General features: G+C 61.6%; 19 protein-coding genes. 2 read left to right on the top strand and 17 right to left on the bottom strand.

Going from position 1 to position 18,402, the window contains the following annotated elements; translation table 11 throughout:
- Positions 1–79 precede the first annotated feature (79 nt).
- From IE091_RS00640 to puuE, 17 genes are all read right to left on the bottom strand, one after another.
- Positions 80–1,060, bottom strand: a complete 981-nt coding sequence (locus IE091_RS00640; RefSeq protein WP_144979621.1) for a TAXI family TRAP transporter solute-binding subunit — start codon at positions 1,058–1,060, stop codon at positions 80–82.
- A gap of 463 nt (positions 1,061–1,523) precedes the next feature.
- The gene (locus IE091_RS00635) at positions 1,524–2,825 is read right to left on the bottom strand and encodes a TRAP transporter large permease (protein ID WP_039175444.1); all 1,302 of its coding nucleotides are present in this window, start codon (positions 2,823–2,825) and stop codon (positions 1,524–1,526) included.
- The gene (locus IE091_RS00630) at positions 2,815–3,294 is read right to left on the bottom strand and encodes a TRAP transporter small permease (protein ID WP_039175441.1); all 480 of its coding nucleotides are present in this window, start codon (positions 3,292–3,294) and stop codon (positions 2,815–2,817) included. The genes IE091_RS00635 and IE091_RS00630 overlap by 11 nt, the downstream gene beginning before the upstream one ends.
- A 56-nt stretch (positions 3,295–3,350) precedes the next feature.
- The gene (locus tag IE091_RS00625) at positions 3,351–4,361 is read right to left on the bottom strand and encodes a DctP family TRAP transporter solute-binding subunit (protein ID WP_096921426.1); all 1,011 of its coding nucleotides are present in this window, start codon (positions 4,359–4,361) and stop codon (positions 3,351–3,353) included.
- 196 nt (positions 4,362–4,557) lie between these two features.
- Positions 4,558–5,079 (bottom strand): DUF192 domain-containing protein, encoded by a 522-nt coding sequence (locus IE091_RS00620; RefSeq protein WP_081136242.1) that lies wholly within the window; start codon positions 5,077–5,079, stop codon positions 4,558–4,560.
- 16 nt (positions 5,080–5,095) lie between these two features.
- A complete protein-coding gene (locus tag IE091_RS00615) occupies positions 5,096–6,202 on the bottom strand; it encodes an ABC transporter ATP-binding protein (RefSeq protein ID WP_189462545.1) in 1,107 nt (368 codons plus the stop codon).
- Positions 6,195–6,863: a molybdate ABC transporter permease subunit gene (gene modB, locus IE091_RS00610; protein ID WP_016916218.1), complete on the bottom strand. Its 669-nt coding sequence runs from the start codon at positions 6,861–6,863 to the stop codon at positions 6,195–6,197. The genes IE091_RS00615 and modB overlap by 8 nt, the downstream gene beginning before the upstream one ends.
- Positions 6,863–7,630: a molybdate ABC transporter substrate-binding protein gene (gene modA, locus IE091_RS00605; RefSeq protein WP_189462544.1), complete on the bottom strand. Its 768-nt coding sequence runs from the start codon at positions 7,628–7,630 to the stop codon at positions 6,863–6,865. Before modA ends, modB begins: the two co-directional genes overlap by 1 nt.
- 4 nt (positions 7,631–7,634) lie before the next feature.
- A complete protein-coding gene (gene pyk, locus IE091_RS00600) occupies positions 7,635–9,119 on the bottom strand; it encodes a pyruvate kinase (RefSeq protein WP_189462543.1) in 1,485 nt (494 codons plus the stop codon).
- Positions 9,120–9,217: 98 nt separating this feature from the next.
- Positions 9,218–9,709, bottom strand: coding sequence for an ureidoglycolate lyase (locus IE091_RS00595; RefSeq protein ID WP_081136249.1), 492 nt, complete (start codon positions 9,707–9,709; stop codon positions 9,218–9,220).
- 37 nt (positions 9,710–9,746) lie between these two features.
- Positions 9,747–10,577, bottom strand: a complete 831-nt coding sequence (locus IE091_RS00590; protein ID WP_016916214.1) for a bifunctional allantoicase/(S)-ureidoglycine aminohydrolase — start codon at positions 10,575–10,577, stop codon at positions 9,747–9,749.
- Between the two features lie 220 nt (positions 10,578–10,797).
- A complete protein-coding gene (locus IE091_RS00585) occupies positions 10,798–11,526 on the bottom strand; it encodes an amino acid ABC transporter ATP-binding protein (RefSeq protein ID WP_229800652.1) in 729 nt (242 codons plus the stop codon).
- Positions 11,507–12,163 (bottom strand): amino acid ABC transporter permease, encoded by a 657-nt coding sequence (locus IE091_RS00580; RefSeq protein WP_189462542.1) that lies wholly within the window; start codon positions 12,161–12,163, stop codon positions 11,507–11,509. Before IE091_RS00580 ends, IE091_RS00585 begins: the two co-directional genes overlap by 20 nt.
- On the bottom strand, positions 12,160–12,837 hold the full coding sequence (locus IE091_RS00575; RefSeq protein ID WP_039175427.1) for an amino acid ABC transporter permease: 678 nt from the start codon (positions 12,835–12,837) through the stop codon (positions 12,160–12,162). Before IE091_RS00575 ends, IE091_RS00580 begins: the two co-directional genes overlap by 4 nt.
- Before the next feature lie 8 nt (positions 12,838–12,845).
- Positions 12,846–13,700 (bottom strand): transporter substrate-binding domain-containing protein, encoded by an 855-nt coding sequence (locus IE091_RS00570; protein WP_016916210.1) that lies wholly within the window; start codon positions 13,698–13,700, stop codon positions 12,846–12,848.
- Between the two features lie 268 nt (positions 13,701–13,968).
- A complete protein-coding gene (locus IE091_RS00565) occupies positions 13,969–14,847 on the bottom strand; it encodes a MurR/RpiR family transcriptional regulator (RefSeq protein WP_016916209.1) in 879 nt (292 codons plus the stop codon).
- A gap of 22 nt (positions 14,848–14,869) precedes the next feature.
- A complete protein-coding gene (puuE, locus tag IE091_RS00560) occupies positions 14,870–15,796 on the bottom strand; it encodes an allantoinase PuuE (RefSeq protein WP_189462541.1) in 927 nt (308 codons plus the stop codon).
- A gap of 262 nt (positions 15,797–16,058) precedes the next feature.
- Here puuE and IE091_RS00555 point away from each other — a divergent pair, with 262 nt between their 5' ends.
- Together IE091_RS00555 and IE091_RS00550 are read left to right on the top strand one after the other, a co-directional pair.
- The gene (locus tag IE091_RS00555; protein WP_039175418.1) at positions 16,059–16,817 is read left to right on the top strand and encodes an aspartate/glutamate racemase family protein; all 759 of its coding nucleotides are present in this window, start codon (positions 16,059–16,061) and stop codon (positions 16,815–16,817) included.
- Between the two features lie 159 nt (positions 16,818–16,976).
- Complete coding sequence (locus tag IE091_RS00550) at positions 16,977–18,347, top strand: NCS1 family transporter (protein WP_189462540.1); 1,371 nt, start codon at positions 16,977–16,979, stop codon at positions 18,345–18,347.
- Positions 18,348–18,402: the final 55 nt, after the last annotated feature.

The raw sequence follows: 18,402 nt of genomic DNA, 5'->3' as shown, positions 1-18,402 counted from the left end.
CGCGGACACCCAAGGTGCCCGCGCTTTATCACTCATCGCGAGGCTGCTCACCTTAGCCAGCAGCATCGCTTTTCAAGACTTATTCGATCCAGCCACGCTCACGGTAGTAACGTGCTGCGCCATCGTGCAGCGGCGCCGTCAGACCGTCGGAGATCATGTCTTCTTCGTTCAGGTTTTCGAACGCCGGGTGCAGACGCTTGAAGCGATCGAAGTTCTCGAACACGGCCTTGACCGTTTCGTAGGCCACCTCTTCATCTACTGCCGTGGAAGACACGAAGGTCGCTGCCACACCGAAGGTTTCGACGTCTTCGTCGTTACCACGGTAGAGGCCGCCCGGGATCACGGAACGGGTGTAGTAGGGGTACTCTTCGATCAGGCTGTCGATTTCATCGCCAGTGACCGATACCAGACGCGCATCGATAGTGGTGGTGGCTTCCTGGATAGAGCCGTTCGGGTGGCCTACCACGTACACCATGGCATCGATGTTGTTGTCAGACAGTGCAGCCGCCTGCTCGGCAGCGTCCAGCTGCGAGGCCAGAGCGAAGGTGCTCTCGTCCCAGCCAAACGCATCCATCACCACGTCCATGGTATTGCGCTGGCCTGAACCGGGGTTACCGATGTTGACGCGCTTGCCGGGGAAGTCGGTGATGCTTTGAATGCCGGAGTCGGCACGGGCAACCACGGTCAGCGGCTCGCCATGCATGGTGAAGAGCGCACGCATGTCTTCCCACGCGCCTTCTTCTTCGAAGTTGGCTTCACCGTTGTAAGCACGGTACTGAACGTCCGACTGGACAACGCCCATGTCCAGCTCGCCGCTCTTCATGCCGTTGACGTTGGCAACGGAGCCGCCGGTGGACGGTGCGTTACAACGAATGTTGTGCTCATCGCTGCCACGGTTGACCATACGGCACACCGACTGACCGACGACGTAGTAAACGCCCGTTTGGCCACCGGTACCGATGGTGATGTAGCGATCCTGAGCTACCGCCGGAGAAGCGAAGGAAGCCGCAGCAATGAACGCGCCCGAGAAGGCCGCAGTAGAAAATACATGGCGTTTCATGAATACACCTCTTTATCTTGATGTTGTGAGCGTTATGCGCCTTGCAACCACCTGCAGAACGGTTCCCTTCAGGTGCTACGGTTGCAAAACGTTGTCAAGACAGTCTGTTATCGACCTCGGCAATTACTGCCGACGGTGACTACTTTAGCGAAAAAAAAACCACTTGGCGAAGCTCGCCGCTATTTCATGCTTGCCGCTGCGGCTACAGGAGACGTTTTTTCCGCCCCTAAGCACCCGCTGAGCATGCCGCGCAAGTAGACACCCCCTGGATGTCGAGGGCAACCCTGCAGCGAGTGCCTCTCTCGAAGGCTGGGCTGCTACGCGTTGCCACGAGACGCCACTGAGGAATAAGTTTAGCGGGGTTTGCGCATATGTAACGTTTAGTCACCGTTAAACATGCCTCTCCCAGCCATACCATTTTTGCATAGGGTATCCCAACCCGGCTGACCCGATTACCCATGCATCAAACGTTGTAGCCCAGCACCTGGGGTAGCCACAGGGCAATACTCGGGAAAATGGCAACCAGTGCCAGCGCGCAGCCCATGGCCAGCACGAACAGCATTGCCCAGCCTATCGTATGCTCCAGACGAATCTTGGCGACTTCGGTGGTCACCATGAGGTTGACCGCCACGGGCGGAGTGAACTGACCAATGGCGATATTCATGGCCAGCAGAATGCCGAACCATACCGGGTTCCACTCGAAATGCTGCATCACCGGAATCAGAATCGGCATCATGATCAGATAAATGGAGATCGCATCCAGCAGCATGCCCGCCACCAGGACGGCCAGCATCACCAGTATCAGCAGCAGGACGCCGTTATCCGTCAAACCGATGATCCACTCGGCCATGTGACGGAACGTGCCCAGCATGGTGCCTGCCCAGGCGAAGATACCGGCCAGGGCAATGATCAGCATGACCACCCCCGAAATGATCGCGGCTTCGCCCAGCAGCTCCCATAAATCACGCAGCGTCAGCTCACGGGTCAGCAGCAGCCCCACCAGCGCCCCGTAGGCCACGGCCACGACGGCGGCCTCGGTAGGCGTGAACAAGCCTGAACGCAGGCCACCAAGTATCAAGATCGGCGCAAACAGGGCAGGCAAGGCGTCACGAAAGGTGCCGCGCACGGTCAGTTGCTCGGCTCCCTCCACCGGGGTGCCCTCCCAGCCGTAGCGCTTGGCGACCAGCATGGCGGGTACCAGCAGTGCCAACCCGGCCAGCACGCCTGGAAAAAGGCCAGCGGCAAAGAGTGCCCGCAGGTCCACTCCCGGCACGACGATGGAGTAAAGAATCAGCGCTACCGAAGGGGGGATCAGAATCGCGGTCGACGCAGAGGCAGCAATCAGCGTGGCAGAAAACGGCTTCGGGTAGCCCGCTTTGGTCATGCTGGGCAGCATGACCATGGCCACGGCGGCAGCATCGGCCGGGCCCGAGCCGCTCATGCCGCCCATGATCATGCACACCAGCACGGCCACCAGCGCCAGGCCGCCATGGCGCGGGCCAATCAAGGCCTGAGCAAAGCGCACCAGACGCAGCGCGACCCCTGCCCGCTCAAAAATGAGCCCGGTCAATATGAACAGCGGAATGGCGATCAGCGGGTACTTGGCGATGCTGTTATAGGTGTTGGTGCCCAGGGTCGCCAGCATGTCGGGCGAGAGACCCGCGACAATGCCCACAGAACCGGCCAGCGCCAGTGAGAAGGCCACCGGCACACCGGCAATCAGCAGGCCCGCGAACGCCAGAATCATCCAGATATCAGGCGTCATGAGGAAACTCCCCTTTCAAGCGCGCCCGGGTCTGTTGCACCAATCGCCAGCTCATGGCCAGCGTCAGTACTGGCAACCAGGCCAAGTACCACCATTGAGGCAACCCCAACCCGGGAGAAAGCGATTGCCACTCTCGTTCCTGCCAGGCCAGCTTGCCAGCGTACCAGGTAATCAACGCAAGCACCGTCAAGCCACACAGCGCCTGAAACAGGATCAGGACACCCCGCCACTTTGGAGGCAAGGCGCGCTCCAGAAAGCCCAGGCGAATATGCCGGTCGTGGCGCAAGGCGACGGAGGCGCCCGCAAAGGTCAGCACCACCAGCAGAAACACCGAGAACTCTTCGGTAAACGAGAAAGAGCCGCCGGTAATGTAACGCGTGATGACGTTCCCCAGGCTGATCAGCGAGATGATGATCAACGCCAGGGCGCCCAGCCAGCGTTCGGGCCGGGCATCAGGAAGGCCTTTCATGGCAACCTCACACAAATAGCCGCCGCTCGGGAGCGGCGGCAGCGGCTAGCGAAATATCAGCGTGCGTCGATTGCCGCTTGCGCAGCCTCTACCAAGGCTTCGCCGATGCGGGGCACCCACTTTTCATGGACGGACTGGGTCGCCTCCACGAACGCCTGGTACTGCTCGTCGGTCAGCTCGGTCACGGTGACCCCGCGTTCCTGGATGGCGGCCAGCCGCTCATGCTCCTGCTCGCGGGTCATGGCGATCTCCCACGCCCCGGCTTCCTGCGCGGTTTCACGCAGCATCGTCTGCTGCTCTTCGCTGAGCGTACGCCACACTTGCTGGTTCACCGCAAAAATCAGCGGGTCGTTCATGTAGTTCCACAGCGTCAAATGCGCCTGGCCCACCTGGTCGATGCGCGCCACGTCGAACACCGACAGCGGATTTTCCTGGCCATCGACCGCGCCGGTGGTCAACGCAGGCTGAGCGTCGGTCCAGCTCATTTGGGTCGGGTCTGCGCCCAGTGCCGAGAACGTGTCCTGGAACAGGGGCGAGCCCACCACGCGAATTTTCAGGCCGTCGAGATCATCCGGCTGGCTGATGGGGCCACGGGAGTTGGACACCTGACGAAAGCCGTTTTCCCCCCAGGCCAACGGCATGACGCCACGCGACTCGATGGCCTCGAAGACCATGTCACCCGCTTCACCGCCAGTCACGGCGTCCACGGCGGCTTCGTCAGGAATCAGGAACGGCAAGGAGAACAGATTGAGCTCCGGCACTTGCGGCGACCAGTTGATGGTCGAACCGACGGCCGCATCGATCAACCCGGAGCGCATGGCGGAAAACTCGCGGGTCTGGTCACCGGAGACCAGCTGGGAGTTGGGGTATACCCGCAGCGTCAGTTCACCGCCACTGCGCTCTTCCACCAGCTCTGCCCATTTTTCGGCGGCCTGCCCCCAGGGGAAGGCATCGGACAGCACGGTGGAGACAGAGAGTTCACGCGCCTGTGCAGAAAAAGCAGCGGAAAGCAGTGCAGCACCGGCCAAGCCAGCGGTCAAACGAGCCATGGAGCGTGTCAGCGTCATTGTTATCGATCCTTTTTTCATTTTTATGAGTCGTGAAGAACGCCGTGATCTGGCGGGCGCTCCGCGCCATACGGGAAAGCCCCGCCAGCGACACCCCATTGTAGGCGCTCACCGAGTGAAGGGAAGCGCTGGCCGCTGCTTTTGGCCATCGACTTTCGCCGCAGCGTCTTCACTCACTGCTGGCTGGTATGCGGGGTTACTCCGGGCGGCAGAAGCCGGCCAGCGCAGGCACGGAAACGCAGTCGCCTACCTGGATGCCACGCTCGGCAAAGTAGCCAGCGTTTACTTCCAGGGCGGCATGGTAGGCCACGCCGGCGGGGTAGGAGGGGCACTCACGCGGGGTGCTGGACTCACAGGGCTGCATGGTATTGATCGCCACGATGCGGCCTTGGTCATCGATGTAAGCGATATCCAACGGGATCAGCGTGCGATACATCCAGAACGCATTGCCTGCAGGCTGTTCGCTCTCGAAGCGGAACAGCATGCCGCGTGAGGTTGGCAAGTGCTCACGTCCCATCAGCCCACGCTGGCGCTGGGCGACCGTTTCGGCCACTTCCACTTCCAGACGATGCGGCCCGCCCTCGCTGTGAATCGCCAGCGGCAGGGTATCGACCATGGCCGACTCGGCGGCCATGGCGGTCACGAGCGACAGCGGCAGGCAGCTCGCCAGGGAGACCCCCAGGGTGGTTTTCAGCAGTTGGCGGCGGGACAGGGTCATGACAGATTCCTTCTTCCTATACAGTGGCCTGCGGCGAGGTCATGAGATGGATTCCCTCGGCCAGCAGCGAGACGGTCACAGGCTCCCCCAACGCCAGCTGGTTGCGTTTGGCCGCGTGGGTAGCGATATCGAAACGTAGCATATCCCCATGCGAAACGCGCAGCGAAACCGAGGTCATGCTGCCCAGCACCACCATTTCACTCACCGTGGCCGTCACCGGGTTTTCGCGCTCCCCCTGGGAGGGCCGCCCGCGCCGGTGCAAGACGATATCCGACGGCGGCAGATACCAGGTCACGGTCTCCCCCGCCGAGCAGTGTTCGAGGCCGCGAGCGACTTCCAGCCACCACTCGCCCCACTGCAGCCGTGGCCCGCTGGCCGTGTTGACCACCTGCCCCTGAAAGACATTGTGGCGGTCGAGCAAACGCGCCACCAGGGGCGTGTCAGGCTGGCGAAACAGCCGCTCCGGGCCGCCCTGCTGCAAGCTGGTGCCGTTGTGCAGCACACAGATCTGGTCGGCCAAAGCCGTCGCTTCTTCGAGGTCGTGGGTGACCAGCACGATGGGGATGGCAATTTGCTGACGCAACAGCGCAAGCTCCCGCTGCAAACGGCGCCGAGTGACCTGATCGACCGCAGAAAAAGGTTCGTCCAGCAGCAGCACACGGGGCTCTCGTGCCAGTGCTCGCGCCAGGGCAACCCGCTGACGCTGCCCTCCCGAAAGCTGGCTGGGGTAGCGGTTCTCCAGCCCTTCCAGGCGCACCTGGGCCAGCCATTGTGCGGCGCGTGCGGGTCTTGCCACTGGGGGGAGGTGCCCCATGGCAATCTGGACGTTCTGCTGCGCGGTCAGGTGTGGGAACAGCGCATAGTCCTGAAAGACCATGCCCACTTTGCGCTGCTGGGGTGTCAGTGCCTGGCGCGGCCCCTGCCCGGCCGAAAGCCACCGCTCACCGGCGCAGCTGATGTGGCCCTGGGCAGGATGGTAGAGCCCGGCAATGGCGCGCAACAGCGTGGTCTTGCCGCTGCCTGATGGTCCCACCAGCGCCAGCAACTCCCCCGGCGCGCAGCGGAAGCTGGCGTTCAAGGGGATGGGCCCCGCCTGATGCACGGACACCGTCAAATCAGCCACGTGCCCACCTGCGCCTGCCCGCCAACCCGTAGACCAGCCCCAACGTAGCCAGCGAGATGGCCAGCAACAGCGCCGACATGGTGGCCGCGCCCTGCTCGTCGAAGGCCTGTACTCGGTCATAAATGGCAATGGAGAGCGTTCGGGTTTCGCCATCGATGGCGCCGCCCACCAACAGAATCACGCCAAACTCCCCCAGCGTATGGGCAAAGGTCAGCGCGGTCGCCGACAGGATGCCTGGCCACACCAGCGGCAGTTCGATACGCCACAGGGTCTGCCAGGGGCTTAGCCCGCTGCACCAGGCCGCTTCGCGCAAATGCACGGGCACATGCTCAAAGGCCCGCTGAATGGGCTGAATGGCAAACGGCAGGTTGGCAATCAAAGAGGCCAGCAGAATCCCGGTGAAGGTAAAGTTGAGGCCGCTGCCGGTGAGCGCTGCCCAGGCGCTGCCCAGCGGCGCATCGCGACCAAACTGCTGCAGCAGATAGAAGCCCAGCACCGTGGGCGGCAGCACCAGAGGCAGGGCAATCAGCGCTTCGCAGACGCCCTTGCCACGAAACCGGGCCGTGGCCAGCCACCGCCCGCACCAGATGCCCAGTGGCACCAGCAGCAGGCTCGTCAACGCCGCCAGCCGCAGCGAGACCCCCAGCGCCGTCCAGTCCATCACTCGGTACTGAAGCCGTAGGCGCGAAAGAGGGCCTGGGCCTCGGGCTGTTGCAGCCAGCCATAGAAGGCCTGGGCGGCTTCTCCGGCGTGAGGGGTCAGCACCATGCGCTGAGTCAGCGGCGTGTGCCACGCTTCGGGGATCAGCACGCTTTCGCTACGGGCCGCCAGCCCAGGCGCCAGCACCAGCGAATAGGCCACCAGCCCGCCCCTTGCGTCGTCGGACAGCGCAAACTGCATCGCCTGGGAAACGTTTTCCCCCTGTATGCGCAGCGGGCGACTGGCCTCCCAGAGCCCTGCCCTTTCCAGCACTTGCTGGGCGGCCACGCCATACGGTGCATGCTCGGGGCTGGCCATGGCAATCCGCAGGCGCTGGCCATTCTGCAACGCGGCCACGGCGTCTTCCACGCCGGCCAGGGGCGCCTGTGCATCGGGCGGAGGATAGCGGCCGACAGGCTGTACCCAGGCCAGCCGCCCGCGTGCATAGATCACACCTTCATCCACGACGTGCCCTTCCCGGTAGAGCGCTTGCACGAAGCCCTCATCGGCGGAAAGAAACAGCTCGAAGGGCGCCCCCTGGGCGATCTGACGGCGGAAGTTACCGGAGGAGCCCAGGTTGAGGCGCAGCGTATGCCCGGTTTGCTGGGTAAACCGTTCAGAAGCCTCTTCCAAAAAGAAGTGCAGACTGGAGGCCGCCGCTACGATGGGTGCGCCTGCCATGGCAGGCGCACCCAGCAGCAGGCAACCAAGGCACAGCAGCCAACGCATGCGCTTAGGCCTGGGCACTTTCCACATGCTGCTCGTTAATCACCATCACCTTCATGGTGTTGGTGCCACCGTGAGCATTCATGTGGTCGCCGCGGGTGAGGATGACGTGGTCACCCAGCTTGGCAACCCCTTGCTTGACCAGCAGGGTCAACGCTTGGTCATTCAGCTCGGTGGCGCTCATCTCGGAGGTATCGAAAGGCAGCGATACCACGCCGCGATAAAGCGCCATGCGACGCTGAGCGATGGGGTTGTGTGCCAGGCCCACGATGGGCAGACCGGAGCGAATCCGCGATGCGATGAGCGGCGTATAGCCAGACGCCGTCATACAGGCAATCGCCGCTACCCCTGTCATGTGGTTGGCAGCGTACATGGCCGACAGCGCAATGGTTTCATCCGGACGGGTAAAGCCTTCATGAATACGGTGCCCGGACTCTTGCGCCACCCGCTCCCGCTCGGCTCCCAGGCACACGCGCGCCATGGCCTCGACGGTTTCCAGCGGGTAGTCGCCCGCCGCCGTTTCTGCCGACAGCATCACGGCATCGCTGCCATCCAGCACGGCGTTGGCCACGTCGAACACTTCTGCTCGGGTGGGCAGCGGCGCAGAAATCATGCTTTCCATCATTTGGGTCGCCGTGATCACGGCCCGGTTGAGCGAACGGGCGCGCTTGATCATGCGTTTCTGCACACCGACCAGCTTGGCATCGCCAATTTCCACGCCCAGGTCACCACGCGCCACCATGACCGCTTCAGAGGCTTCGATGATGCCATCCAGCGTCGCCTCGTCGGCCACGGCCTCGGCACGCTCGACCTTGGCCACCAGACCAATCTCCTTGCCTTCCTCGCCCAGCAGCCGACGTGCTTCACGCATGTCTTCTGCCGAGCGCGGGAACGAAATCGCCAGGTAATCGACGCCGATCTCCACCGCCGTTTTCAGGTCGGCCTTGTCTTTTTCGGTCAAGGCCGGCGCGGAGAGGCCTCCCCCCTGCTTGTTGATCCCCTTGTGGTTGGAGAGCTTGCCCCCCACGACCACCTGGGTGTGTACCTGCTTGCCTTCGACACGGGTCACGTCCAGCACCACACGGCCATCGTCCAGCAGCAGGCGGTCGCCGGCCGTGACGTCATCGGCCAGGGTCTTGTAGTCGCAACCGACGCCCTGCTGAGTACCAGCATCGCTGTCCATGGCCATGTCGAGCACGAAGTCCTGGCCCTCTTCCAGATACACGGCGCCCTCCTTGAAACGGGCAACGCGGATCTTGGGGCCTTGCAGGTCGCCCAGCGCCGCTACGCTGCGGCCCAGTTGGGCAGCAATCTCACGCACTCGGGCCAGGCGACGGCGATGGTCGTCGGCCGTGCCGTGCGAAAAGTTCAAGCGCACCACATCCACCCCTGCCTTCAGCATGGCCTCCAGTACGCCTTCGCGGTCACTGGCAGGGCCAAGGGTAGCGACGATCTTGGTACGACGAAGGGGGATATGGGTGTTTGTGCTCATAAATGTCCTGACCAGTAAAAGAGGAAATGTTCGCGTATCAGCATACCCCAAGCAAGATGACACTCGCATGTACTTGTTGCAACGGCCAATGTCGGCAATTACGGCGCCACGTGCACGCACAAGGACAGCGGGTACTCGTCACAGTTGTTGCCATCTCCACCGCGGTCCACCACGAGAAACTCGCCTTCACGCTCCAGCACCGACTGAATGGCGTGCCAGGTGCCTGCTCGGTAGTTCACCCCCTGGCGGCCATCCGTCACGAAGGCCCGAACGTCCTGGGGCGCGATGGTGTCGCCGGGCGGGGCGACCACCACGATGAAACGCTCTTCGTGCAGCGGCATGAAGGCCTGGCTGCCCAGCGGGTGGCGTTCCAGAAACGTCAGCGTCAACGGCAGCGACACCGGCTGGCTGACAAAGATGCTCACCAGGGTGCGCGGGTTGTCGCCCAGCGTCTCGACCCGCGCCAGATCGTGATGCCGCTGGGTACGCCCTGCGTTGATCGGAAACGATGGCGAGGTACGCGCATCGAGCACCTCGCCAAATGGTTCAAATGCTGCTTGTGTCAGGGGTTTTGCTTCGAGTGTCAGCATGATGGCTCCTGGTGGTCAGTGTGCTTGTGCGCCAGCGTCAGCGAGCGCCAAGGCGCAGCGCCGCGTGACGATTCACATCCTTGTACAGCAGATAACGGAACGGGCCAGGCCCACCTGCATAACAGGCTTGAGGGCAGAACGCCCGTAGCCACATGAAGTCCCCCGCTTCCACTTCTACCCACTGCTGGTTGAGGTGGTAGACCGCCTTGCCTTCCAGCACGTAGAGCCCGTGCTCCATCACGTGGGTTTCGTCGAACGGAATCACGCCACCGGGCTGGAACGTCACGATGTTGACGTGCATGTCGTGGCGCACATCGCCAGGTTCGACAAAGCGCGTCGTTGCCCAGCGCCCTTCCGTGCCCGGCATCTCGATCGGTGCGATCTCCTGCTCGTTGGTGACGAAGGCCGGCGGTACGTCCAGCCCCTCGACGAACTCATAGGCCTTGCGAACCCAATGGAAGCGCACCGGCTCGCGGGACTCGTTGCGAACCTGCCAGTGGCTGCCGGGGGGAATGAAGGCGTAGCCGCCAGGGCCCATGAGATGACGCTCGCCAGCCAATGTCAGCGTCAGCTCTCCTTCCACGATGAACAGCACCCCTTCTGCCTGAGGGTCCAGCTCAGGCTTGTCGCTGCCGCCCTCGGGCTGCACTTCCATGATGTATTGAGAGAACGTCTCTGCAAACCCGGACAGCGGACGCGCCAATACCCACAGCCGCGTGCCTTCCCAGAAAGGCAGGTTGCTGGTCACGATATCGCGCATCACCCCTTTGGGGATCAGCGCATAGGCTTCCGTGAAAACGGCACGGTCGGCGGTCAACTGAGTTTGCGGCGGGTGTCCGCCGGTGGGCGCATAGTAATTGGCTGGCATGGGGGCCTCCCTGACGTTTTTGTATACGAGAATATGGCACTAACTAGAAGCTTATACCGAGCCACTCATGAAACAAAGCTTCCAAATATGATGAATATAGAAACTTTAGTTTCATGAAAATAGCGCTATAGATTCCCGACTAGCACTGTTCAACCCTTTAGGGCAGGCATTACCGGGCTCCCGCTCTGCCCCTGAGGCCGCTAACTCCGAGCCTCGATTTCTACAGCACCGCCGAGATAAACTGCTTCAGCTCGGCGGTCTGGGGGCGGCTGAACAGTTCGCCCGGCTCGCCCTCTTCATGGATGCGCCCCTGGTGCATGAATACCACGCGATCTGCCACGTCTCTGGCGAAGCCCATTTCATGGGTGACCAGAATCAACGTCATGCCTTCCGCCGCCAGCGCCTCCAGCACGCGCAGCACCTCCCCCACCAGCTCCGGGTCCAGGGCAGAGGTCACTTCGTCGCAGAGCAGTACCTTGGGCCGCATGGCCAGCGCCCGAGCAATGGCCACCCGCTGTTGCTGGCCACCGGAAAGCTGTGCCGGGTAGGCATCGTACTTGTCGGCCAGGCCGACCTTGCTCAGCACTTCACGGGCGATTCTCTCGACCTCGTCGCGCTTCTCGCCGCGCACCACGACGGGGGCCAGGCACACGTTTTCCCCCACCGTTTTGTGGGGAAACAGGTTGAAGCTCTGAAAGACCATGCCTACGTTTTCGCTCAGCTCACGGGGGGACATGACACCCGCATCCAGCGCTTGACCGGCAATGGTGATCTCGCCGCTGTCGTGCTGTTCGAGCTGATTGAGGCAGCGCAGCAGAGTACTTTTGCCCGACCCGCTTCGGCCAATGATGGCCACCACTTCGCCCTGAGCAACGGAGAGGTCGATTCCCTTGAGCACTTCCAGGTCACCAAAGGCTTTGTGAACGTTATCAACGCAGACCAGCGTCATAGAGCTTTTTCTCCAAATGGCGCGCGTAGCAGGACAGCGGGTAGCACAGCGCGAAATACAGAAGGGCCACCAGGGCAAAGATGGTGAATGGTTCAAAGGTGGCGTTGTTGAGCATCGTGCCCGCCTTGGTCAGCTCGACGAAGCCAATGATCGAGGCCAGCGCGGTGCCCTTGATGACCTGTACCGAAAAACCGACCGTGGGCGGTACCGAAAGCCGCAGCGCTTGGGGCAGGATGACATGGCGCATGGTTTGGAAGTAATTCATGCCCAGCACCCGAGCGGCATGCCACTGCCCCTTGGCAACGGCTTCCAGGCAGCCCCGCCAGATATCACACAGGAAGGCGCTGCTGAACAGCGTGAGGGCCACGGAGGCCGCCAGCCAAGCAGACACGGGGTATCCCAGCGCCGCCGCTCCGAAAAAGATCAGGAACAGCTGCATCAGCAGCGGGGTGCCCTGAAATACATCCACGTAGAGCGCGGTGAAGCGTTGCAGCCAGCGCGAGCTGGAGAGGCGCATGAAGGTCAATACCAGCCCCACCGTGGCCCCGCCGATAAAGGCGATCAACGACAGCACCACGGTCCAGCGGGCCGCCAGCAGCAAGTTGCGCAAAATATCCCAGAAGGTGAATTCGATCATCGTTGTTCTCCTTGCTGGTAGGCAAAGACTCGTTTACCCACTTGCATGAAGACGCGGCGCATCACGAACGCCAGCAGCAGGTAGATCAAGGTGATCAGCAAATAGACTTCGAAACTTCTGAAGTTGCGAGACTGAATGAAGTTGGCCGCGTAGGTGAGATCGAAGACCGAAATTTGCGACACCACCGCCGACCCCAGCATGACGATGATCGACTGGCTGATCAGTGACGGATAGACACGCGCAAAGGCCGGTACCAGTACCACATGGCGATACCCCTGAAGGGTGTTCATGCCCAGCGCTCGGGCGGCTTCCAACTGCCCCCTGGCCGTGGCACTGATGCCCGCACGCAGGATTTCGGCACTGTACGCGGCAAGGTTCAGGGTCATGGCGATAAACGCCGCGGTGATGGCGTCCAGCTTGATGCCCAAGCCAGGCAGACCAAAAAAGATAAAGAACAGTTGCACGATGAACGGAGTATTACGAATGACTTCGACATAACCGCCCAGCCCCCAGCGTACCCAAGGCTGACCGTTTACCCGCAGATAAGCTACCGCTACCGCCAGTGCCAAACCGGTCAAGGTGGTCACCACGGTCAAGATGACCGTGGTGGTCAAGCCTTTGATCAGCTCACCGACGTAGGGCAACAGGGTCAAGAAATCGAGTGTTGGCCCCATGACGACCCTCAGCTACCAAAGCCGTCGGGCAGGTCGGCACTGAACCAACGCTGGGAAAACTCGTTCAGGGTGCCGTCCTCGAGCGCCTGAGCAATCAACCGGTTCACTTCAGCCTGCAGCGCTGCTTCGTTCTTGTTCAGGCCGATATAGCAGGGGGAATCACGCAGTTGATACAGCAGGGTCGGTGCGCGGCGACTGTTGCGCTCGGCAATTTCTGCGGCCACCACGTTGCCGGTCGCGACATAGTCCACCTGGCCAGACAGAAAAGCCGAGATGGTGGTGGCATTGTCCTCGAAACGGCGGATGGTGGTCGAGCTGGGGGCGACCTCGGTCAGCTCCATGTCTTCCACGGCGCCCCGCGTCACGCCGATGGTTTTACCGGCCAGCTCGTCGGGGCCGGCGATACTTTCATCGGCGTCAGCGCTGAAGACTCCCAGGAAGAAAGGCGCATAAGCCTCCGAGAAATCGATTGCCGCTTCACGCTCCGGATTTTTGCCCAGGCTGGAGATCACCAGGTCCGCCTGGCCCGTTTGCAGGTAGGGAATGCGGTTGGCGCTGGTCACGGTAATCAGCTCCAGCGTCACGCCCATCTCATCGGCAATATAGTTGGCCATGTCGATATCGTAGCCGCGCGGCTGCAGATCGGTGCCGACCGAACCAAACGGCGGGAAGTCCTGCGGGACCGCAATACGTATGGTGCCACGGGATTCGATGGCTTCCAGCGCATCCGCTTGCACGGCGGTGCTGGCACCCACGCCACCCACGGCCAGCGCAGCGGTCACACCGGTGGCCAGCACGCCGGATTGGCAACGTTTCAAGAAGTGCTGAATAGATTGTGTAAAGCCCTGAGGGGTCGTGCCCATGATGCTCTCCTGCAGTTATGCGATTGGCCAAGCCAGCGAGTGCGACAGTCGCGTATGAATAGCGCCGTGATGAAAGCTTCGTTGCAAGTAAGTACAGTCCGAAACTTTTGTTTCACAGCCTCAGCAGAGCAATTACAGGGCCACTCAGGCACAAAGCACATGGATAACAGCAGGTTGAGAGTTTTTCAGGCAGGCAGAGGCCTGTCGAAGCAACGCTTCGACAGGCCTCAACGTTCGTATTTGGTGCATCAAGAACCAGCACGCACCATTATTGGTGAGCATCCCAATCCACGCTCATCACCGGCGCTGCCAGCTCACTCAGCGCCTCGTACTGGTCGCTGATGTCACTGATGCGCTCGCGCCCATCACTCAGGTTGTGATGCAGCACCGCATTGGCCAGCAGGCAAATCAGGCTATTGGCGGTGGCGTAGCTGTCGAAGGCCGACAAGCTTTCCAGAGGCACTTCCATGAACCACGACACTTGCGGTGCAAAAGTGGCGGCGGTGGGGTCGGCGATCAGCAGCACCCTGGCGGGCGAACGCTCCAGGGCCGTCACCAGTGCCGCAAAGGCCGTGGGCCGACGACGAAAGCCGAACAGCACGATGGTGTCCTGCTCGGTCAAATCGACGATCTCTTCCGCCAGCGACTGGTTGGGCTGAGGCGCCAGGCGTACTCGCCCACGCGCCTGAATCAACTGCTGGCGCAGATGTAACGCCAGCGGATAGCTGTTGCGAAACCCCATGACCACGATCTGCTGGGCAGCCGCCAGCGCATCGACGCAGTCGGCAAACGTAGCGGGGGGCAAACTGGCCAGGCAGCGCTGGAGATTCTCCTGTTCGCGCTGCAGGTGGCGCTGAAACGGTGCGCCGCCCTCCTCCTGCATGGCATCGTCATCGATGACCAGCGGCACCCCCAGGTTGCGCAGCTGCCGCGCGTGGGTCTTGACCGTGCGAAAGCTCTCGAACCCCAGCCGCTTGAACAGACGGCTCACCGTGGACTTGGATACCCCCGTCAGTCGCGCCAGATCGGCGGCGCTGTAGACCGCCAGGTCATCGAAATGGTCGAGAATGAACGTGGCGACCCGCTGCTCCTGGGCCGTCAGCGCATCGAATTGGGCGGCAATCCGTTGTCCTATGTGGGGCGTCATGGTGTCCTATCGCATCCTTGGGTTACTGAGTCGGTGCGGGGTGGTGTTCGGCCCAGTGACGAGCGATATCGACCCGGCGGGCAACCCATACTCGATCATGCGCTTCGATATGGTCCAGAAAGCGCTGAAGCGCACGGAAACGGCCCGGGCGGCCCAGCAACCGGCAGTGCATGCCAATCGAAAGCATTTTCGGCGCCTCCTCCCCTTCGGCATACAGTACATCAAAGGCGTCGCGCAGGTAGGTAAAGAAGTGGTCGGCGGTATTGAACCCCTGCGGCGCCGCAAAACGCATGTCATTGGTATCCAGGGTGTAGGGCACCACCAGATGCTGGTGCTCGGCACCCTGGCTGTCGCTCACGCGGGTCCAGAAAGGCAGGTCGTCGCCGTAGTAATCGCTGTCGTAGAGAAACCCGCCTTCATCCACTATCAGGCGCCGCGTATTGGGGCTATCGCGGCCGGTGTACCAGCCTTGTGGCTTCTCACCGTACAGACGCTGGAAAATCTCCATGGCTTTTTGCAGGTGCTCGCGCTCTACGTGCTCGGGCGTTTCCTGATAGTGAATCCAGCGGTAGCCGTGACAGGCCACTTCATGGCCCAGCTCCTTGAACGCCTGCGCCACCTCCGGGTGGCGCTCCAGCGCCATGGCCACCCCAAACACGGTGAGCGGCAGCCCACGACGCTCAAATTCGCGCAGAATGCGCCACACGCCAGCTCGCGAGCCGTACTCGTAGATGGACTCCATGCTCAGGTGGCGGTCGGGATAGCTGGCTGCCCCGATGATCTCGGAAAGGAACTGCTCGGACCCCGCATCCCCGTGAAGCACGCAATTCTCCGCGCCCTCTTCGTAGTTGAGTACGAACTGCACGGCTATTTTGGCGCCGTTGGGCCACTGGGCATGAGGGGGCGTTGGGCCGTAGCCAATCAGGTCACGCGGGTAATGGGAAGACATGGTCGGGCTCCTTTAGCGAGGCAGCGCATTTTAGTTTGTATACAAAATAGTCATTTTAACCGGCGCCTGCAATGCAGCGCAGGGCTAATCATTTGAGTTCTCGACGCTTTGACGGCCCCTGCTGAGCCAAGCTATTGAAACCTGAACGATTGGTCAACCCATATCGAGAGCATCAAGTGCATTAGTCCCTTGCACTTGGCTAAAAACCGCCCTATTTTTGTATACAAGATAGAAAATATTGTTCACACAAGAGTACCCGAACGTGCATATACGTCTGATCAACCCCAATACCACGGCGGCCATGACGGAAACCATTCGTCAAGCCGCCGACAAGCTGGCAGCACCGGGGACCCTCATCAGCGCGACGCAACCCGAGGCTGGCCCGGTCTCCATCGAAAGCCACTTCGATGAAGCGGTGAGCGCAGTAGGCGTTGCCGAAGAAGTTCTGAAAGGCGAACGCGAAGGCGGTATCGATGCGTACGTGGTGGCCTGCTTTGGCGACCCTGGCCTGCTGGCCGCTCGCGAGCTGACTCGCGCTCCGGTGATCGGCATTGCCGAAGCCGCCTTTCATATGGCCACGCTGATCAGCACTCGCTTCTCCATTGTGACGACGCTGGGACGCACCGGCATCATCGCCGAGCACCTGCTGGAGCAGTACGGCTTTCGCCACCACTGCCGCCGCATCCGCGCCGCCGAGATTCCCGTACTGGATCTGGAAGATCATCCGGACGCGGCGTTCAGCCGTATCGTGCAGGAGTGCTGCCGTGCCCGCGACGAAGATGGCATTGGCGCCATCGTGCTGGGCTGCGGGGGCATGGCCAACCTGACCCAGGCCATTAGCCACGAGGTCGGCCTGCCCGTGGTGGAAGGGGTCAGCGCCGCGCTGAAACTGGCCGAGTCGCTCGTCGGGCTGGGCTTGCAGACCAGTAAATACGGCGACCTGGATTACCCGCGCCGCAAAACCTTTACCGGCAAGTTTTCAGGTTTTTCCGACCTGACGCTGCCACCCACGCGCCAGTGAAGAGCTGACACCAGCAACCGGCCGTAAAAGAAAGCACGCCTACAAAAAATCATAACAACATGACGAATATCAGCATCAGCACGCCACGCCGCAAGCGTCTCCCGGGTAGCCTACTGCCCGGGTTACCAATAACATCGATAATCTTGCGAGGACGGTAACATGAGCACTTCTACCTCTGCTCTTACCTCAGAAGAAGCACCCAACGCGGCGCAGTCAGCCGCCAGCAAAGCCGTCGGCGCAGAAAGCCTCGCGCCGCAAAGCACCCGTATCATGGGGCGCACCTCCTACTTTCTTGCCTGGTTTGGTGGCTGCGTGTCGATTGGCACCTTCGCCATGGGCTCCAGCGTGGTGGGCACGCTCAACTTGCTGCAAGCCACGCTGGCCATCGCCATCGGCTGCTTTGTGATCGGCGTGGCGCTGGCCATCAATGGCGCCGCCGGTTACAAGTACGGCATTCCGTTCATGGTGCAGGCGCGCAGTGCCTTTGGGTTCACCGGAACGCGTATCCCCGGGCTGGTGCGCGCCGTGCCTGCCATCGTGTGGTATGGCTTCCAGAGCTGGATTGGGGCCGGTGCCCTCAACATGGTGTCGGCGACGCTGTTCGGCTTCGACAACCTGATCTTCTACTTCATCACCTTTCAGTTTTTGCAGATCGGCCTCTCGGTGCTCGGCTTTCAGGGCATCAAGTGGCTGGAGAATATCGGCAGCGCTTTTATTCTCTGCTCGCTGATGTACATGTTCTACGCCACCGTGCAGCGCTATGGCGATGAGCTGTCGGCCAGCCTGCTGACCATGGAAGGCTCCTGGGGCATGCCCTTCTGGAGCGCCACCATGCTGTTTCTGGGCATTTACAGCACCATGATGCTGAATGTAAGCGATTACTCGCGTGAACATAAAAAAGGCACCGGACAAGGGCTATTGACCACCCTTTACGCCATGTCGATTCTGCCCTGCACGCTGTTCATGGGCTTGATCGGCTACATGGTGTCCCAGGCCACCGGCACCGCCGACCCCATTCAGGTGTTCGCCAACGCCGTGGATAACACCCCGCTGTTGATGATCACCCTGCTCTTCATCGCCTTTGCCCAGGTGACCACCAACGTGCTGAACAACGTGGTGCCGCCCACCTACGTGCTGATGGACGTCTTCAAGCTCAAATTTCCGGTGGCCGCCGTGATCGTCGGGCTGCTGGCCTTTGCGACTTTCCCCTGGAAACTGGTGCAGCCGGAGTCGGCCGCAGGCCTGCAGCTGTTCGTGCAAACCTACTCGGCCTTCCTCGGCCCCATCTTCGCCATCCTGGTCGTGGACTACTACGTCATCCGTCGCCGCACGCTGGACATCGGCAAGCTCTACGATGAAAACGGCCCTTATCAGGGCATCAACCAGGCCGCACTGATCGCCACGGTCGTCGGCATCGCAGCCGCCCTCGCCTTCTCATCGGTCTCCTGGTACGCCAGCCTGATCCCTGCCGGGCTGACCTACTACCTGCTGATGAAACACTGGCCCGCTTGCCAGCGCTTCACTCAGTAACCCGCCCTGCCTTTGCCTGCCACCTTGTGTGGCGGGCGACCATTACCCGATCACG

The organism is Vreelandella hamiltonii, from assembly GCF_014651775.1.
GTDB classification, from domain to species: Bacteria; Pseudomonadota; Gammaproteobacteria; order Pseudomonadales; family Halomonadaceae; genus Vreelandella; species Vreelandella hamiltonii.
Note: the sequence above shows the minus strand (reverse complement) of the source record. Positions and strands in the feature narration are given on the sequence as shown.

Excerpts from the sequence above, each read along its gene's own strand:
- IE091_RS00625 (WP_096921426.1), bottom strand. The coding sequence starts at position 4,361 with ATGACGCTGACACGCTCCATGGCTCGTTTGACCGCTGGCTTGGCCGGT.
- IE091_RS00640 (WP_144979621.1), bottom strand. The coding sequence starts at position 1,060 with ATGAAACGCCATGTATTTTCTACTGCGGCCTTCTCGGGCGCGTTCATT.
- IE091_RS00590 (WP_016916214.1), bottom strand. The coding sequence starts at position 10,577 with ATGCCAGCCAATTACTATGCGCCCACCGGCGGACACCCGCCGCAAACT.
- IE091_RS00575 (WP_039175427.1), bottom strand. The coding sequence starts at position 12,837 with ATGGGGCCAACACTCGATTTCTTGACCCTGTTGCCCTACGTCGGTGAG.
- pyk (WP_189462543.1), bottom strand. The coding sequence starts at position 9,119 with ATGAGCACAAACACCCATATCCCCCTTCGTCGTACCAAGATCGTCGCT.
- IE091_RS00585 (WP_229800652.1), bottom strand. The coding sequence starts at position 11,526 with ATGACGCTGGTCTGCGTTGATAACGTTCACAAAGCCTTTGGTGACCTG.
- modB (WP_016916218.1), bottom strand. The coding sequence starts at position 6,863 with ATGGACTGGACGGCGCTGGGGGTCTCGCTGCGGCTGGCGGCGTTGACG.
- IE091_RS00630 (WP_039175441.1), bottom strand. The coding sequence starts at position 3,294 with ATGAAAGGCCTTCCTGATGCCCGGCCCGAACGCTGGCTGGGCGCCCTG.
- IE091_RS00550 (WP_189462540.1), top strand. The coding sequence starts at position 16,977 with ATGAGCACTTCTACCTCTGCTCTTACCTCAGAAGAAGCACCCAACGCG.
- IE091_RS00580 (WP_189462542.1), bottom strand. The coding sequence starts at position 12,163 with ATGATCGAATTCACCTTCTGGGATATTTTGCGCAACTTGCTGCTGGCG.
- IE091_RS00595 (WP_081136249.1), bottom strand. The coding sequence starts at position 9,709 with ATGCTGACACTCGAAGCAAAACCCCTGACACAAGCAGCATTTGAACCA.
- modA (WP_189462544.1), bottom strand. The coding sequence starts at position 7,630 with ATGCGTTGGCTGCTGTGCCTTGGTTGCCTGCTGCTGGGTGCGCCTGCC.
- IE091_RS00635 (WP_039175444.1), bottom strand. The coding sequence starts at position 2,825 with ATGACGCCTGATATCTGGATGATTCTGGCGTTCGCGGGCCTGCTGATT.
- IE091_RS00570 (WP_016916210.1), bottom strand. The coding sequence starts at position 13,700 with ATGGGCACGACCCCTCAGGGCTTTACACAATCTATTCAGCACTTCTTG.
- IE091_RS00620 (WP_081136242.1), bottom strand. The coding sequence starts at position 5,079 with ATGACCCTGTCCCGCCGCCAACTGCTGAAAACCACCCTGGGGGTCTCC.
- IE091_RS00565 (WP_016916209.1), bottom strand. The coding sequence starts at position 14,847 with ATGACGCCCCACATAGGACAACGGATTGCCGCCCAATTCGATGCGCTG.
- puuE (WP_189462541.1), bottom strand. The coding sequence starts at position 15,796 with ATGTCTTCCCATTACCCGCGTGACCTGATTGGCTACGGCCCAACGCCC.